Below are 15,870 nucleotides of genomic sequence, written 5' to 3'. Positions count from 1 at the left end.
CGACGCGGCCCATGCACCTCTGGCAGGCCCCGCGTTCACGCACCGGCCCCCGGCCGTCCGCGCAACCCGGACAGGTCATCACCGGCTGACGGAAGCCGAAGCTGACCACCCACCCCTCACCTTGCGCGGCGTCACGCGCCAGCTGCGAGACCTCGGAGGCGGAGGGTGTCTTCGTCGTCGCCGGTCTCCACCGCCAGATAGACGGCGAAGCAGTCGTCGGTGTCGCACACGACAGCCACTCCTGTAGGCAATCCCCTCTCAGGCCGCAACTGCGCCCAACAAGACCATCTTGCGGATGGGAACGTCCGCGCACTGGCGTCCCCACAAAAGCCGGGTCCGCGTGACTCAAATTCGAGTCGGATCGTTCGAATCGGACGCGAGGAATCGAACCCACGCGGGTGGGCAACGCCGCACTGCGCCGCGGCCGCCGGCCTCGCGTTGCTTGGGCTACCGCCTGAGCTGACAGCAGCACTTGGCCTTCCGCTCACGCACCTGCGGCGTAGCCTGCTCGGGAGCACGGGCCGTGACGATGCGCCTGGTTCGGCTCCACACGCTGCGGGGAGAGGGAAGCCGGGCATGGCGAACAACGGGCAGACGGACACGGCCGTACTGGTGGCGATGCTCAGCGAGGGCGCCGCTGTGAACGTCCGGCTGGCACTGGTCGCGGACGCACAACAGTGGCAACGCACCATGGCCAGGTTATCTTGGACGACGACACCCCGGTGACGGAGCGGGCCTGGCGCTACAGCACGGCGAGCTTCCTGGAACTGCGCCTGCCCGGCCCGACGGTCGGCGCGCTGCTGCGGGGCGACGAACAGGACATCCACGGTCTCCACGTCGTCGCCCCGGCCAGCCGGCATCCAGGGCCTCCACCTCTCGGCTGTGTGGCCAGCAAGAGTGGGACCGGGTGACCACGCCGTGGCCGCGCACCGAGTGGACCATCAACCGGGACGCCAACACACTCCAGCCCGGCCGCGACCTGCTGGTAGTCAGTGACGGCACACTGCGCCTCCCGCCGTACGCGAAGGGGCAGGGGCCAGGCCCAGGCGCAAGCCTGTCCGGCGATAGGCGGTCTGGCTTCTACTGCGGCCTCGGGGTCTAATGCCCGGTGATGGACGCGAGCCTGACGGGTGTGGTGGGCGCAGCGATCGGCGTGCTCGGAGCGGTCGCCGGCGGCTGGGTCTCAGTGGTCGGTCAAGGGCGCCAGCAGCAGCGGCAGCTGCAAGCCGAGCGGGAGCACCGGCGCGAAGCCGCACGATGGGAGGCGTACGGCGCGCTCATCGCGAGCACGAAGCTGTTGTCGGCGTCATGGTGGCGGTTTTCCAATCTGGTCTGGGACGAGCAGTCCACGCCGGAGCAGTGGAGGGCCTCCTCCGCCGAGGTGCATGAGGCGTGGGTCCAGTTCAGCACCGCGGTCGAGCCGTAGCCGTTGCCGGCCCTGTGGCCGCTGCGGCTGCCGCTGAGGAACTGCGCGTGGCGATGTACGACTGGGAGATGGCCGGGCTGGACTGGTTCTCGGCGGCCCTGCGGGAAGGCCACGGCCAACTCGCCGAGTACGCCGAGCGCTTCAAGGAGGCGTGGCAGGCAAAACGCGCACCGGACCGCTCCTTCCAGCAAGCTGCACGGCGAGCCCTGGGTACAGAAGAGCCATAGAGATCGCCCACACACGGCAATCGGGCCGCCCCGTGCCGCAGGCTCCGCGTTCGAGAAGACCTCGAAGGGGTTCGCGGGCTTCGCCCTGGAGTGATTCTGGAGATCCTGTCCCCGCGAGGGCCGGTTCAGGCCCGGGCTGTCAGTGGCAGCCGGTACCGTGTGTACACGGGCCGCGCATCGGCCCACGCCTGCCTCAGCCCATGACTGTTGGCAGTTGAGGCGAAGGTACGCGGGACCACGGGTCCGGGCGCATCAGTGCAAAGAACACCGCCGCTTGGCGCAGTACCGATCACCGCAGTCACCTCTCCCGCGCGTGTTCGGGTCATGGGTCCGTGCACGCCAGCTGAGGACTGTGATGGTCAGGAACCAGCGCAAGAAGAGCCGGGACAAGGCAGCGCCGTACGCACCGGGGCCTCCCGAGCGTCCGCCGCGACGGGGAACGTCCACCGCCACGACCCCGTCCCGGACATGTCGATCCTTCAGGGCCTGCACCACTCGGCGGGCAACACGCTCAACCTCGACTTCGCCGGCCGCCTGGTGGCCGCGGCCCGGTCGGGGTGCGGTCCGTGCCAGACATCGCTTATGAGTAAGGTCGTCCAGCGCCACCGGGCGACCCTTGCGGTGCTCGCCGGCGCCGTCTACGGGCTGGAGTTGAACGCGGGTGCCCAGCACTCTCTGAGCGTGTCGTCCGCGACCAGGTCGTGGTCGCCGCTCGCCCGGGCGGCCGCCGAGTCCGGTGACGGCACCGCGGCTTTCGCGGCCGTGGTGCAGATGGACGAGACCCAGGCTGCCGATCTGCTGGACGACGCGCTCACCCACTGGGCAGCCGCGGGCACGGGTCCGGACGTCTTCCAGTTACTCGACCTGACGACGGACCTGGACCCGCAGGGAAGCGCCACCGAGTGGGTCGACGGGACCGGGCCCGGCTCGATCCCCGTCGGCAAGGCCGGTCTGCCGTCCGACCCCGACGGTGTCCCCGCATACGCGGTGATGCTCGCCACCACCCACATGCCCGACGGGCGGCCGTTGCCCATGCTCATCCTTGAGTGTGAGACGGCGGGTGCCGGGCCTGCGGACTTGCGCCGCCGGACGAACTGGCAGGCCTGGGACGGGAGTCAGCTGCCGGAGCCGGACGTCAACTGGCGGCTGCGGGTGGACATCGCCACCAAGTCGCTGGAGTGCCTCGTCCAGATTGATCCCGACGGCTACGACGTGCTGCCGCGCCTGCGGGACGCGAGTGAGACCGTGGCGCTGCCGGAACCGTTCTGGGACCTGCTCGACCGTGCCCAGCACGTACTGATCGCGGGACCGGTGAAGGATGGCGAGGACCAGGACGCCTTCCAACGGGCCGCCGACACCGGCGAACTCCTGGCCGTCGTCGCCCGCGTCCGCTTCATGTGACGGGGGCCCCTCCATGAATGACTCCCAGGTGAACCTCTCCCAGATCGCCCGCATGGCCGGTGTCGGCCGTGTGGCAGTCGTCAACTGGCGCCGCCGTCACGGCGGTCTCGACGCCACCGGCGGGACGAAGGAGAGCCCCACCTTCTCCCGCGTGGCCGCCGAGCAGTGGCTGCGCGCCCTCGGCAAGCTCCCCAGACCACCCCGGACGAGCCCGCCACCTTGACCTTCGCGGACGGGCAGACGATCACCGCCTACGCCCCTCACCTGCGCCTGCCCGACGCCGGGAACCGCTACGACCGGTACGAGGAGTTCGGCGGCTACATCGACGCCGAGGGCCGCGACGGCATCCCCTGGCCCAAAGCCACAGTCCGGATCGACGTCCCCGGACAGACGCCGTACACGGTGAGCGACGCGAACGTCGACATCAGCTACGCGACCCGCGCCATGCAGTACCTGAGCTTGATCTGGCCCCCCCCGAGCGACGCCAGTTGCTGACCACCCCTGCCCCACTGTTTTAGGTCGGACACCATCGCCTGCAGCGCGAGGTCGGCGAAGAACCGCGAGCTGGACAGTGCCCGCAGTGCGGCCTGAACGCGGGCCCGACTCCCGCCGTGCTGCCGTGCAGGACGCACTGATCTTGTCGTTTTCTTACCGGTTGCTCCGCTTCTTCTTTCAGTTCTTATGAAAATCTTAAAAAGGTACAGAGGGTGCGGTCGCAGGCTCAACTGCCTACCATCTTCGGCTCGAAGTGTATGAAGGCAGTTCAATTGGGACGACCGGGGGCTACTGCCGCGAACAGCCCTTTAATGCTTCTTGGTGACTTGCAGAGCAAGGTTTGAAGATCTGGCGATCTTTCAGTGGCCGAAATCTGACCCTCTTGTGAAGATCAGCTCCGTTTCTGTTGACTCCGCATTGCGGAGCGTAAGGGAGGTAGCTGATCGTGCGTCACAGACCCGTGGCCCATGGCAGATCTAGAAGGGGCCGAGGGCGCCAGGCGCGACGGCTGCGGCAGATAGCCATCGGTGTCGTCATGCTGTTCGCGACCGAGGCAGCACTGGTATCGCAGGACACCGGCATCGCGTTCGCCACGCCGGCTACTGATGTCTCGGCGGCATCGCCCACCGCGTCACCGGGTCCGGCGGAGGCGCAGGATGAGGCGTCGGCGGTGCTGATGGCCCGGTTGCAGGGCCGGAAGATTGAGGTGCTGTCGCAGCGGGCGGCGGACTCGACGACGTACGCGCTGCCCAGCGGGGAGCTGGAGACGGCGGCGTACGCGGGTCCGATCCGGGTGAAGCGGGCGGGGGTGTGGAAGGGCATCGACACCGCGCTGTCCGACACCGGTGCCGACCTCACCCCCGCGGCAGCGGTTGCCGACATTGCGGTCTCGGACGGCGGCGACACCGATCTGGCGTCGGTGACCAAGGGCACTGAGTCCTTCGGGTTGGGCTGGTTGTTTGGCGTTGCGCAATTGGCTGGGTGGGGCGGTGGTTTTTGCGCAGTGTGGTTGGCGCGCCTATAGGTACGGGGGCTTGTCGGCCGGTGTGCTGGGGTCAGGGCGGTATGGGTAAGTGGGTTGGTTCAGCGGGTTGCCAGGCGTTGCCAGAGCAGGTCGTGGTCGGCGGGTGCGAGGCGGGGCAGGTGGAGGCGGCCGGCCAGGTCGTGGAGGAAGGCGGTCTGCTGGGTGCGGGTCGGGGGGGTAGGGCGGCAGGCGGTCGAGGGCTGTGGCGAGGGTGAGGGTCTCGGGGTAGGTGATCAGGCTGCGGCAGGTCAGGGCGGGGGAGGCCGGGCCTGAGGCGAGGTGGGGGTTGGCGGCGTGGAGCCGGCGCAGGCGGGTGTGCCAGCGCTGGTGGAGGTGTTGGTGGTGGTCGTACCAGCGCGTGGTGATCGTCGATGCCCAGCTCAGGGAGGCCGCTGTCGGTGGGCGGCGGGTGGTGGGGCGGGCATGGGTGAGTTCGGGCAGGGAGCTGATGTCGAGGGGGGTGCGCTGTCTGGGGTCGCTTGAGGCTTGCTGGTGGCGGGTGCAGAGGAGGCCCCGGGGCAGGTCGGGTGCCGGGTGGATCCATGCGGGAGTTGCCGTGTGCGGGCTGCGGCGGATGATGCAGGCGGTGCATGCCGGCAGTGGCTGCACCGCGGGTTCGACCGTGTGCCAGCGGGCGGTGGCGGCGCGGGCTGTGCCGATGGCGGCGGGCGGGGGCCGGCGGGGCAGGGCGCGGGCGAGGTGTGCGGGCGGGATGCGGGTGAAGTGGGACAGGCGGCGGGCGGCTTCGTTGCTGAGGTGGATGTCGGTGGCGGGCGGGCCCGTTGGGGTGCCGGTGGCGGTGATGTGCAGGCCGTCCAGGAGTTGGGCGGCACTGAGGTGGTAGGCGCCTGCGAGGCGGGTGATGTAGGAGGCGGTGGCCTCGCGGGGCAGCGGCCTCACGTGCAGGGCGCCGGGCGGGGTGGGCCACAGGGCGTTGGCTCGCAGTGCGGGGCGGGGCGCGGTGTGGGATGTCACCGGTCGGCGGGCCGGGTGCGGCGTTTGGGGGTGCGGGGCCGGTAGTGCTCTTCGGCGAGGTGGTCCAGTGCGATGGTGTCCAGCAGCGTCTTGGTGATGCGTTCTTGGCCGTCCAGGATGGCTTCGATGGCGGCCTGGCGGATCAGGCGGGCCAGGCTGCCGATCCTGCCCGCGGTCCGTTCGTGCAGGTAGGGCGCCAGCCTGGGCAGGCTGCCCGGCCGGTGCGAGGTGAGGTCGAGGGCAGCTTCCAGGGCGGTGATCAGTTCGCGGAACGGTTCGCGTTCGCCGGCGCGGGCGGGCAGTGCGCCGCAGTCGATCAGGGAGGCCCGCCCGGCCAGTTGTGCCCCGCGCACGCCGGAGAATACGGCGCTGGCGGTGACGTCGATGCCGGCGTAGACGAACGTCGCGGGGACGCGTTCGGTGAGGTCCTTGAGCCAGTCGGCGGCCTCCGCGCCGGTGGAGGTGCGCGGGTTGAGGCGGTGGATTTCGTCGATCAGCACGAGCTTGATCCTGGCCGCGGTGTAGGTGTGGCAGACAGCGCCTGTGATCTGAGCGGTGGTCATGCGTGAGGTGATGGGGATGCCGAGATAGCGGGCGAACTCGCCGGCCAGGGTCTTGGCGGTGGCGCCGGGCGGCACCAGTACGTAGGCGACGGGCACGCTGTCGTCGCCGGGGGCGGCGCGGCGGGTGTGGGCGAGGTGGCAGGTGCGGCCGACCTGCAGCAGCGCGGTCGTTTTGCCGGTGGTGGCCGGGCCGGTGACGATCAGGGACGGACGTGCGGTGACGCTCTGGTGTCGGCCGAGGATCATCAGGGTGCGCACACTGCGTGAGAGGTTCTCGATGGCCGGGGTGCGCACGGTGACGAACTGGGAGTGGTAGGCCAGTCGTTGCTCCAGTGAGCGCGGTGTCTGGCCGGGCTGTGGCGGTGTGGGCGGTGCGGTAGCGGCGAACCGGGCGAAGGCGTCGAAGGTGGTGACCGCCCCGGGGGACGTCTCCTCGGTGGGGGGTGTGGTGTCGGGGCTGGTCACCAGTGCTCGGCCTCCTCGAAGGCGTCGTACAGCGCGAATCGGGCCGGCGGCGGGGACTCTTCACCACCGGCTTGACTGTCATCGTCATGAGCGCGGGCTTCGACGGCGTCGAGACTGTCCTCGGCGTCCTCGGCGTCCTCGGCGTCCTGGGCGGGATGCTGTGCGGGCCGCGCCTGTGCCGGGTGGCCTGTTGTCCCGGGCCGGTCCGCTGCCGCGGCCGGCGCGGGGCCGGGCAGGGGGCGGCTGCGGCGCAGGACCTGGTCAGCGGCCTCGGCGAGGGCGGCTTCGTGTGCCTCGCGGTCGCCGCGCCGGTCGAGGGCGGTGCGGATGTCGCGCCAGGCGGTCTCGCTCATCGGGGCGTGGACGTGGTCGCGGTGGATCCACGGGATCTCGTGCAGCTGGCTGTCGGGCAGCCGGATGTAGATCTGGCGTACGTCGTGCGGGTTGAGGTGGACCTCCCACTTGCCGCCCGGGCCCTCGGGTGAGGGGCGGCCGCGGTGCTCATTGAGCAGGGTGTGGTCGTAGGTGCGGTGGTTGATGCGGATGCCGCGGCCGGTGACGGGATGGAAGCGCACGGGCAGCAGTTCCAGGTAGTCGGTGCCGGTCAGGGGCCACGGCACGTATCCGCACGCGCCCAGCAGCGCGCCCCACATCTCGTTGGGGGCCAGCGCCTTCCTGGGCAGGAGGGGGTGCCGCAGCCCGTCGTGGGGGCGGTGCTGCCAGCAGGCGGTGATCCATTCGTCCAGCAGTTCCTGCAACTGGGCCACGGTGAACCGGGCTTCGTCCTGCACTGTCTCGCCGCGCGCGAGGATGTGGGGGCCGGTGTAGCCGGCGACGTGCTGCGCGAACAGAGAGTTGATACTTCCGAACGTGCGCTCGACGGCGCCCTTGGCGGCGGGGGAGCGGGGCGGTGCGGGCTGCACGCTCACCCCGAGGGTTTCGCAGGCGGCCAGGAACGCGGCGGAGACGAAGATGGCCCCGCGGTCGATGACGATCGTCTCGGGTACCACCACCGGCCGCGCCGCCGCCTGCTCCAGCCGTGCGTCCAGGGTGAGCAGCCGGTCGTAGGGGACGGCGGCGTGGGCCAGGCGCAGCTGCTCGCCCCAGCCGGGCCGCACCGGGTGCGGTACGGCCATCTCGGCCAGCAGCAGGGCGGCGTCCACGGCCTTGGTGCCTTACTCGCGCAGCACGGCCGCCACCACCGACCTGGTCGCTATCTCGAGAGCGATGGTGAGTTCCGGGCGCAGCGGCTTTCCGCCCTCGCCGATGGCCATCACATCCAGGCGGGTGGTGTCGATCTGCACCAGCTCGCCCGGCCGCAGCGCCACTGTCGGTGTGAAGGGCCGCACCGGCGCGGTGGCGGTGCGGGCCGGGCGGCCGGGATGCTCCAGCGGGTCGGCCAGTACCCGCGCCAGCCGGTTGAACGTCGACGGCGGCGGCACCGCCACGACACCCGGCCCGTGGGTGTCGGCCAGGATCTGCCCGGCAAGCTCCCGCAGCCCCTTCAGCGTGCCCCTGGAGCGGCCGCGCTGGCGGCGCAGTGCCTCCAGCACCGCGGCCACCACCCGCTCGTCGGCCTGCCCGGTCGCACGGGAGGGTTTGCGGCGCGGGATCAGACCCCACAACCCTTGGTCGTGGTAGCGGGCCCGCATGCGGCGCACGGTGGCCCGGCTGACCCGCGGCCAGCCCAGTTGGGTGAGTTCGTCGGCCTTGGCCTGCTCCCGCTCGGCCATCGACTGGTGCTGCGGGTCGTACTCGGGCCGGGGGACGCCGGTGCTGCCGGGCCCGCCGGGCAGTCCGGTCTCGATCTCGCGGATGTGCCGCTGCCAGGCAAGAGCCCGCTCCCGCTCACGGGCGGGCACCGACTCCAGCAGCCCCCACGGCTGCACCCCGGCGGCGGGGGAGCCCACCACGGTGAAGGCTGGGTCGGCGAACAGGAACGCGGCCAGGACCGAAGCCGTCTGCCCGTTCTCGTCGACCAGCGTCACCGACGCACCGGCCACCTGCCACGTACCGCCCTGGAACGTCACATACGCGCCCAGCTTCACCTGCCTTCCGCTCGCAGTGGCTACCGGGCGGCCCGGACGGCCGGGTGCGCTCACCACTGCTCGGCCTGCGCCCGCGCGTCCCACCAGGCCACCGCCGGCTCCCGGGCAGGCAGCGGCAGCGCCGCCCGCACGGTAGCGGCCGGAACCTGCAAGGCGGCCTGGCCGAGGACCTCGAAGCCGTCGGCGGTTGCCGAGCGGGCGGCCGGCACGCACCCGGTGGTCCCGTCGTCGGCGGCCAGGTGCCCCCGTCCGTCGACCAGACTGGTCACTTGCCGGGTGCGGGCCTCGAAGCTGACCGGAGTGCCCACCTCAACACACCGCCTGCCGGGGGCGGTCACCTTGTGCCTGCTCACCTGCCGTGCTGCTCCTGCTCTGCGTTGCCTGTGGCCGGGCCGGGCGCAACCAGAGTGTGCTCGCCCAGCGGCCGTGTCAGGTCCGCGGCCAGCCGGCCGTGCCACAGCGCGTGATAGAGCACCGGCAGCGCCGCCAGGACGTCGCCCGCCGCCACGGCCCCGGCCATCAGCGGCCGCGGGCTGGTGAACGCCTCCAGCACCGCCTGCTCGAGGCGGCCGGCGTCGCGGTGGCGCGGATGGCGGTAGCCGGCCAGCCACCGGACATTGCCCGCCACCACCGCATCCGGCGGTACCAGGCGCCGGTAGGTGAACCCCACCGCCGCACACGCCGCGGCAAGTACCGCGGCCGCGCGCCCGGCCCGCTCCCCGGCGGGCGCCGCTGTGGCGGGGCAGTCGGCGAGCAGGGCGCGGCCGTCGGCGTAGCGGGCGAACAGCTGGGGCACCCATGTCAGCGTCCGCCCGCTGTCCGGGTCCCGCCAGATCAGCCGAACCGGCCGCGCCGACAAACCCACTACCTGCGGTTCGCGGTCCAGGACCATCAGCTGCATGCACATCGCCTGCGAACCGTGCATCACATGCCGCCCGGTCGTGGCCGACCACCACCAGCCCGGCCCCCACCGCCGTCCTGGCACCACCGGGAACGCCGCCACCGGCCCTAGCTGCTCGAACCGCACCGCCACGGCGGCCTCAACCCAGCGGTGCTGCACGAGCGTGCCCTGCGGCCCGGGGAACTCAGCCTCCACCGCGCCCGGTTCCGGCACCCGGCAGGCGCCGGGCGCGACAGCGGGCAAGCCGGCCTGCGCGCCGTCCTGGCTGCTGTCGGTGATCACGAACTCCACATAACGCCATGCCTGTCCTGCCGCGCAGGCGAACCGGCCGGTAACCCACAATCGCGTCAACTGCATTGCCTGGCAAGCCGGTTGGGATGCACGAGGGGGCCAGGATGCCACCCGGGCTCGCCGGTGTCAGTGTGCACCCCTGCACTATTTCGGCTGCCGGGCCGCCCTGCTTCGACCGTTGCTCGCCGCACGCCGAGCGGACCGTAATGCCACGGCCTGGCTGGCGTCGGGTGCGTCAGTCTTCACTGCGGCCCGCGGCGAGTATCTGTGACAGCTCCTCGGCGGGCAGGCGGGACCACGGGGCCACCTCCTCCAGCGCCACCCCGGCCGTGACGGCCGCGGCGGCGGTATGCAGCACGGCCCGGTCGATCAGCTCGGCACTCTGACTGAGGTGCTCCAGCAGCGTGCGGGCCACCTCGGCGGTGGTGCCGCTCTGCGCGCCGCGCAGCTGCGCCAGTTCCTCGCGGGCCTCGTCGAGCAACCGCGTGATGTGGAAGCGGTGTTCGGCAGAAGCGGTGGCACGCCACCGGGTGCCCGAGCCGCCCGCCTGTGCCTCCGCCGCCATGACACGCAGCTGGCCGGACATCGTTGCGGGCTGCTGCTCCCGCTTCAGATGCCAAGGATCGTCCCGCCACCCCGGCGGCCCGCTGCCGCGGCGGGCGCGCACGATCGTGCCTCTCCAGTCGCTCAGCGGGCCGCCGTAGTCGGCCGCGGCCAGCGGCCCCAGCCAGTCCCGGTCCACCCGCTCGCCCAGCCGGTGGCACAACGGGTCGTCCTCGCCCCGCGCCCGAGGCCGCATCCCCCCGCTTGCCCGCCAGGCCAGCTCGGCCATGGCCGGGTCCAGCAGCGTGTCGGCGACGGCCACCACCTCGGGGAAGACGACCGCGTCCCGGCCCACGATCCGCCAACGTGGCAGATCACCACCGGCGTTGCCGCCCGCGACCTGGTGCAGCCGCCGCGGCCAGACCGCCTCGCGCTCCCAGTGCAGAGCCTGCTCCCACCATCGGGCCACCACCGCATGTGCCAGCGCGAACACCCGCTCCGGCTCGACTCCGGCCCGTGCTGCCCGCCGCGCCACGCCGGCCCACTGCCGCTGCGCCGCAACCACCTCCGGCACGCCACGCACGTCCAGATGCTCAAGAGGCTGGTCGGCGTCCGCGTCCAGCAGCCACCGCCCGTGCCGGACACACACCCGCTCCCACCGCGGCGCGTACCGCACGACCCGCACGGCCGTCCCCGTACGCCGGGCGGTGCACAGGCGGCAGCCGAAGGCGACCGGACCGGCGACCGCGCCGCCGGTCCGCCACGCCGCCGCCGGCACCCCGTTCTTTCCGGCCGACAGCTTGGCGTCCTCCTGTCCCCATGACGGCAACGCCCGCGCCAGGACGTCCTGTCCGACTCCGCACAGCTCTGCCAGGACCTCCTGTCCGGCCGTGTTCAGCAGGACCTCGGCGTCGGCCCGCGCGCCCCCGCCGTCGTGCCCCGGCGGGTAATTACGCCACTGCCAGTACGACCGCAACGCCTTCGCTTCCATCCCGTAGCGGCCTGCGATGCGGCAGATCAGCGACGAGGTTGTCTCCCCCTGCAGGGGAGCGGTCCGCAGGAGGCCGGGATGATGAGACACTCCACCACGGTCTCGCGTTCGCCGATCCGGGCGGGCACTTTCGCAGTAGCCGTCCGGTCCTGGGCCCGTCGTCTGCATGCTTTCCCCAGGCCGTGGGTCTCCCTTTCCCGGAGCCGGCAGGCGTCGGTGTGGCGGGGGATTGGCCCGTTCGAGCGCATCGTGATGATCCGATCGCACTAAGCTACGCCTGTGGTGGTTGGCGAAGACGCTCAGGTGAAGGGCTTCTCGGGGGCCCGCAGAGCCAAGCAGTGGCTCGAGGGCACGATGCGCATCTTCGGCGCGTACGCGAACACGGACTCGGAGTCCTGCGGTCGTCGGCTGACTCTGGCCTGGCCGTACGGAGGCCGGACGTTCTCCTTCGATCTGGGGGGTGCCATGCGCGGTGACCCCTACCAGAACGACATGTTCTGCGCGGAGGTCAAGAACTACGCGCAACCCAGCGATCAGGGAACCCAGTTCGACGAGTTCCTCGCCAAGTGCTACGTGGCGGCCCAGGTCCAGCACCATCTCAGCGATCACTTCATGTGGATCACCTGGGCACCGTTCCGGGCGAATTCCTGGGCCACCCTCAACTCACCTGACCAGGTGGAGACCGCGGTCCTTCAGCACAGCAGCCGTGTTTTCGGCACCAGCGACGCCGAGGAAGCCCGAAAACTCCTGGACGCCGAACTCGCCCGGTCGGTCGCCGCACGCCTGTGGCTGATCGTGCTCTCGGACAAGCAGGAAACGCTCCTGCCGCTCAAGGACTGGGCAGCCATCGTCGCCGCCGAACTCACCCGCAGAGAGGGCTCGTGGTGAACATCGTCGAGCAGTCGATCTCCCAGGCCATGGACGAGCCCGACGACCGGTTGATGTTCACCCAAGTCAAAGACATCGTCGCGCGGCACCTGCGCCGCATGGACCCCCGGGCCACCGTCACCAAGACCGAGTTCTTCAACCACACCCATGTCCCCGACATGGTCTTGGAATGGCCCGACAGGCCCCGCACACCACGCCGGTTCATCTATCTGCGCACCACGTCGGACCAGCGTGAGCTCGAGGACGACCTGCAGCGCCTTCCTGGTGCGGACCGGCCGGTGCTGGTGGCTCTCGGCCAGCTGCCCTCCGCCCGGCAGCAGGGAGATCTTCCCCCGCTTCCCGGCAGCAGCACCGCGCTTCTCCTCGACGCTTCCGCGCTCGGCACACTCCAGCCGGCCGATGACTCTCCCGGCATCCCCCATCTGGTGTCCCGCTCCGTTCTCGAAGGCGGCCGCGGCACCCTCGACAAAGCGGCGACCGAGGAGTTCCTGGACACGGTCGTTCAGGGAGCCGAGGCCGCTCGCGCGGGAGAACGCGTTCCCACCCGCGACGCCGTCGACGCCCTCACTGCACGGATGACCACCGACGTCGCCGACCGGATGTCGGCCTTCCTCGCCGCGCTCTGGCAAGGCGGCGGATCCACACTCGCCAGCTTCCCCGCACCCCAGCGAGGCGTCGGCCATCTCGACGAGACAGCCCTGATGTACCTGCTGGAATCCGAGGACATCGCCGACGTGGCGTTCTGGAACCGGGTCGTCCGCATGATCAGCCTTCCCGTCCTGCTGCGCACCCCGGCCGCTGGCACCGGCAACCTTCAGCACCTGATGCGTGAGGCGATCCGGCTCTGGACCAGCCGCGTCTGCATGATCGTGCCCGGTACGGCTGATGCGGAGGTCAGCCCGTGGCGCTGGGCGGTGAAGGCCGGACAGTTGATCCTGCAGACCCCGCGTTTCCATGTGCTGGTTGCCCAGTCCCGGCGCCAGCTTCCGCAGGGGCAGGAGCACGACCTGCCCCGCCTGGACGAGGTGAGGAACAGGGCCGACCGCTTCGGCATCCCGTTGACCTCTCTTCGCATGGTCGTCACGGACCGCCACGTCGGATACGGCGGCCCCGGCGACGACATCTCCCACGACGTCCAACTCGACGGCATCAGCGACGCGCTGGGACAGGCCGAGGGAGTCATCGAGGCCGATGCCCGCATCCCCTCCGGCGAGACTCTCCAGTGCCTGTTCGGCACCGGAATCGCCAGCGCCCGCGGCGCACGTACCCAGGTACCGCTGGACGCCCTCCTCGGCACAACGACGCGCCTGCTCTCCGATCTCTCAAATGATGAAGCCGAGAAGATCACCCAGCTCCTCGGCGCCCAAGGCCCACCCCCCGACCAGCCATGGAGTCAGCCCAGCTTCGACGACGTATAGGACTTGCGCGAGGCCGCCGACAGCGCTGTGGGCGCTGACAGAACCCGGGGAGGGCAGGCAACGGCACCGAAGCTCCTCCAAGAAGCTGACCGTCAGACACGACGCGAGGCCACCTCGCCGCCTTGCGGTGCTCTGCCAACGGCCCTGGCCGCACCCACGAACCACCCAAGACCCTCAAAAGGGTGGTCAACTTCCTGCTGAAGGGCGTGCGACCTTCCAGCCCCAGCCAGCCAGCAGATGGTTCGCTTCCACTCTCGCGGCTGTCCAGTCTTCCCACGCAAGTCCAGGCACCTGATCCCCCTCCGTGACGACACTGGAGCCCCATCCTGAAGCACTCCGGAGCGGGTGTGCCGTGCGGAGACTCCGCCGTGCTCCAAGTAAAAGCAATGGGGTTCGCCGGTCAGATCACGGCGAACCCCATTGCTTGAGCGTCCTGCGCCAACAGCACGCTCACCTCGTATCGCGCGGTGCACAGTCCGGGTCAGAGACTGAGGTGCCCGGCGACCAAGGCCACAGCCCTCGCGGGCTCGTGCCCAGCATGTCATCCATCATCTGGCGATGCCGCACCGAAGGTGCTGCCCCTGACCGCGTTGGCGGTACATTCTCTGAAGAATGGCACCTTGGCCTGCATGAACGCGCCTGAAGGACACGGTTTTTAAGTACAGACTCTCTATGCGCTGTGGACAGGTTTCTGAAAAAGAGCCCCGAATTGTTCAGAATCCGTTTACATCGGAATGGACATCGCCCTCGTGGGTCGGCCAGCATGAGGGCGCCAGATCAGCCTTGGCGCCAACCAGGGCCTGGCATCGAACTAGTCCGGGTCAACGAAGCGGAATTCACGCTTCCATTAAGAGACTGAGGTGCCCGCGCCATGACGTATGTCGTGACGTCCAGCAGCCTTCCGATTCCGATCGGTCCGCTGACGATTCTGCAGAGCCGAGAGATCACTGCCGCGACGGTATGGCTGGTGATCGTGATTCTTCTTGCGGTCATCGTACTCGTGGTGGTCGGATGCGCTCCGCCGGCCGCTGTGGCGGCAGTGGCCGGCGGAAGCCTGATCGCAGGGAAGCTTCGCCAGGAACTCGCCTGATGTCCTCCGCGGGGGTCAGCGGCTGAGCCCGGCCCCCGCGGGCAGTTCAAGGTCCTCTGGAGAAGACGTGGGACGTCGCATCAACCAGCTACCTATTGGACAGGGAAATCCACGGGTCCTCGAATTCGCCGCCGCGCTCCGCGTGCTCCGCGAGCGGGCAGGCAGCCCTACCCTCGCGCAGATGGCTACGAGGTGCGGCGTCTCTGCGGCGTCGTTGTCCAAAGCCGCAGGGGGCTACGAGCTGCCATCGTGGCGAGTGACGAAGGCCTACGTGGAGGCGTGCTCCGGCGATACCAGGCGGTGGCGCAAGGACTGGGAAGAGGCTCGCCGGGAGATACGGCCCAGGGAATTCCTCAGTGACGACTCTGTGGAGTCGCTGCATCTGAGCCCCGAGGAGCGGCGGAGGGCTTCTTGGCCCCGCACGTGGGAACGTTGGGACAGAACAGGGATCATCCTCCCTTCACACCGCGCCGAGACGTATCTGGACCTGAGACTCGCCCTGCAGTCCCTTCGCGCTTACCGCTCGCTGTCACTACGGCAGCTTGCCCACCTGATGCCCTACTCACATTCGAGCGTGGCGGCGGTGCTGTCAGGAGCACGGCCGGTGTCCCCATACTTCCTGCGCAACTACCTGGAAGCCTGCGGTGTAACCTCCCCCACGGAACTGATCAGCTGGTTCGACCTCCTTTCTGTGGCCAGCCCTGAGCATCAAAACGATGCAGCTCGTACTCGCTTGATGGCCATGGCCGTGAATGGTCGACACAGTGCAAGCTCCCGGACCTGGCGTTCTGGGGCGCTGCCAGTGAGTGCAGAGATTGTGCGACTCAGGAAGTTCTCCCTGCAGGTGAGATCGAAACATCTTAGGGCATGGCTTTCCGTGAGTCTCTCCAACAGAGAGAAGCGGGCCATGTTCCGGCGACTGGAGAAGCACTACGGAATGAACCCTGTTGACCTTTCACTGTTCGAGCGGGGGGAGTGGGAACTCGCACTTGTGGAGGTCAACCGGCTGGTAGGCGAAGCCAAGAGGCTGGGCTACACCGATATAGACCCTCTCGTTGAGTCCGTGTTCCGCAATCCGGCGTGACGGCGCTGTGGTGCGACAAGCAGGTCAGGTTGGCCGGCGG

At 69.9% G+C, this 15,870-nt stretch carries 16 protein-coding genes and 1 pseudogene; 11 read left to right on the top strand and 6 right to left on the bottom strand.

From position 1 onward, the window contains the following. Positions 1 to 704: 704 nt before the first annotated feature. From ACIBJB_RS32180 to ACIBJB_RS32150, 7 genes are all read left to right on the top strand, one after another. A complete protein-coding gene (locus ACIBJB_RS32180; protein WP_398935791.1) occupies positions 705 to 911 on the top strand; it encodes a hypothetical protein in 207 nt (68 codons plus the stop codon). A 200-nt stretch (positions 912 to 1,111) separates the two neighbouring features. Then, entirely contained in the window at positions 1,112 to 1,426 is a 315-nt protein-coding gene (locus tag ACIBJB_RS32175; protein WP_398935789.1) for a hypothetical protein, read from the top strand. Between the two features lie 47 nt (positions 1,427 to 1,473). Beyond that, positions 1,474 to 1,653, top strand: a complete 180-nt coding sequence (locus ACIBJB_RS32170) for a hypothetical protein (RefSeq protein WP_398935787.1) — start codon at positions 1,474 to 1,476, stop codon at positions 1,651 to 1,653. Between the two features lie 468 nt (positions 1,654 to 2,121). Next, positions 2,122 to 3,054, top strand: coding sequence for a hypothetical protein (locus ACIBJB_RS32165; protein WP_398935785.1), 933 nt, complete (start codon positions 2,122 to 2,124; stop codon positions 3,052 to 3,054). 13 nt (positions 3,055 to 3,067) lie between these two features. Then, complete coding sequence (locus ACIBJB_RS32160; protein ID WP_398935782.1) at positions 3,068 to 3,277, top strand: hypothetical protein; 210 nt, start codon at positions 3,068 to 3,070, stop codon at positions 3,275 to 3,277. Further along, on the top strand, positions 3,274 to 3,549 hold the full coding sequence (locus ACIBJB_RS32155) for a hypothetical protein (protein WP_398935780.1): 276 nt from the start codon (positions 3,274 to 3,276) through the stop codon (positions 3,547 to 3,549). The genes ACIBJB_RS32160 and ACIBJB_RS32155 overlap by 4 nt, the downstream gene beginning before the upstream one ends. 535 nt (positions 3,550 to 4,084) lie before the next feature. After that, positions 4,085 to 4,573, top strand: coding sequence for a hypothetical protein (locus ACIBJB_RS32150; RefSeq protein ID WP_398935778.1), 489 nt, complete (start codon positions 4,085 to 4,087; stop codon positions 4,571 to 4,573). On the opposite strand, the gene ACIBJB_RS32145 is transcribed toward ACIBJB_RS32150, so the two are convergent. From ACIBJB_RS32145 to ACIBJB_RS32120, 6 genes and pseudogenes are all read right to left on the bottom strand, one after another. Then, complete coding sequence (locus tag ACIBJB_RS32145) at positions 4,568 to 5,548, bottom strand: TniQ family protein (RefSeq protein ID WP_398935776.1); 981 nt, start codon at positions 5,546 to 5,548, stop codon at positions 4,568 to 4,570. The genes ACIBJB_RS32150 and ACIBJB_RS32145 overlap by 6 nt on opposite strands. Beyond that, positions 5,545 to 6,576, bottom strand: coding sequence for a TniB family NTP-binding protein (locus ACIBJB_RS32140; RefSeq protein WP_398935774.1), 1,032 nt, complete (start codon positions 6,574 to 6,576; stop codon positions 5,545 to 5,547). The genes ACIBJB_RS32145 and ACIBJB_RS32140 overlap by 4 nt, the downstream gene beginning before the upstream one ends. After that, positions 6,573 to 8,681 (bottom strand): annotated as a pseudogene (locus ACIBJB_RS32135) (transposase). The gene ACIBJB_RS32140 and the pseudogene ACIBJB_RS32135 overlap by 4 nt, the downstream one beginning before the upstream one ends. Next, entirely contained in the window at positions 8,675 to 8,977 is a 303-nt protein-coding gene (locus tag ACIBJB_RS32130; RefSeq protein ID WP_398935772.1) for a hypothetical protein, read from the bottom strand. The pseudogene ACIBJB_RS32135 and the gene ACIBJB_RS32130 overlap by 7 nt, the downstream one beginning before the upstream one ends. Continuing rightward, positions 8,974 to 9,816 (bottom strand): TnsA-like heteromeric transposase endonuclease subunit, encoded by an 843-nt coding sequence (locus ACIBJB_RS32125; RefSeq protein WP_398935769.1) that lies wholly within the window; start codon positions 9,814 to 9,816, stop codon positions 8,974 to 8,976. The genes ACIBJB_RS32130 and ACIBJB_RS32125 overlap by 4 nt, the downstream gene beginning before the upstream one ends. Before the next feature lie 235 nt (positions 9,817 to 10,051). Continuing rightward, complete coding sequence (locus ACIBJB_RS32120) at positions 10,052 to 11,440, bottom strand: DNA-binding protein (protein WP_398935767.1); 1,389 nt, start codon at positions 11,438 to 11,440, stop codon at positions 10,052 to 10,054. 189 nt (positions 11,441 to 11,629) lie between these two features. Between ACIBJB_RS32120 and ACIBJB_RS32115 the strand changes: the two genes are divergently transcribed. The 4 genes from ACIBJB_RS32115 (at position 11,630) to ACIBJB_RS32100 (ending at position 15,830) form a co-directional block, all read left to right on the top strand. Beyond that, positions 11,630 to 12,238 carry a hypothetical protein gene (locus ACIBJB_RS32115; protein ID WP_398935765.1) on the top strand — a complete coding sequence of 203 codons (609 nt, stop codon included), beginning with the start codon at positions 11,630 to 11,632 and terminating at the stop codon, positions 12,236 to 12,238. Continuing rightward, entirely contained in the window at positions 12,232 to 13,656 is a 1,425-nt protein-coding gene (locus ACIBJB_RS32110) for a hypothetical protein (RefSeq protein ID WP_398935762.1), read from the top strand. The genes ACIBJB_RS32115 and ACIBJB_RS32110 overlap by 7 nt, the downstream gene beginning before the upstream one ends. Before the next feature lie 871 nt (positions 13,657 to 14,527). Next, complete coding sequence (locus ACIBJB_RS32105) at positions 14,528 to 14,746, top strand: hypothetical protein (protein WP_359567436.1); 219 nt, start codon at positions 14,528 to 14,530, stop codon at positions 14,744 to 14,746. A 67-nt stretch (positions 14,747 to 14,813) separates the two neighbouring features. Continuing rightward, positions 14,814 to 15,830: a helix-turn-helix transcriptional regulator gene (locus ACIBJB_RS32100; protein WP_398935760.1), complete on the top strand. Its 1,017-nt coding sequence runs from the start codon at positions 14,814 to 14,816 to the stop codon at positions 15,828 to 15,830. The last annotated feature ends 40 nt before the right edge of the window (positions 15,831 to 15,870 follow it).

The sequence above is a fragment of the Streptomyces sp. NPDC050759 genome (assembly GCF_044456945.1).
Lineage (GTDB): Bacteria > Actinomycetota > Actinomycetes > Streptomycetales > Streptomycetaceae > Streptomyces.
This window is presented reverse-complemented; position numbering and strand designations above follow the sequence as displayed.

Bases quoted from the DNA above. Each gene is read 5' to 3' on its own strand.
- ACIBJB_RS32175 (WP_398935789.1), top strand. From the start codon at position 1,112: ATGGACGCGAGCCTGACGGGTGTGGTGGGCGCAGCGATCGGCGTGCTC.
- ACIBJB_RS32165 (WP_398935785.1), top strand. From the start codon at position 2,122: ATGTCGATCCTTCAGGGCCTGCACCACTCGGCGGGCAACACGCTCAAC.
- ACIBJB_RS32160 (WP_398935782.1), top strand. From the start codon at position 3,068: ATGAATGACTCCCAGGTGAACCTCTCCCAGATCGCCCGCATGGCCGGT.
- ACIBJB_RS32150 (WP_398935778.1), top strand. From the start codon at position 4,085: ATGCTGTTCGCGACCGAGGCAGCACTGGTATCGCAGGACACCGGCATC.
- ACIBJB_RS32105 (WP_359567436.1), top strand. From the start codon at position 14,528: ATGACGTATGTCGTGACGTCCAGCAGCCTTCCGATTCCGATCGGTCCG.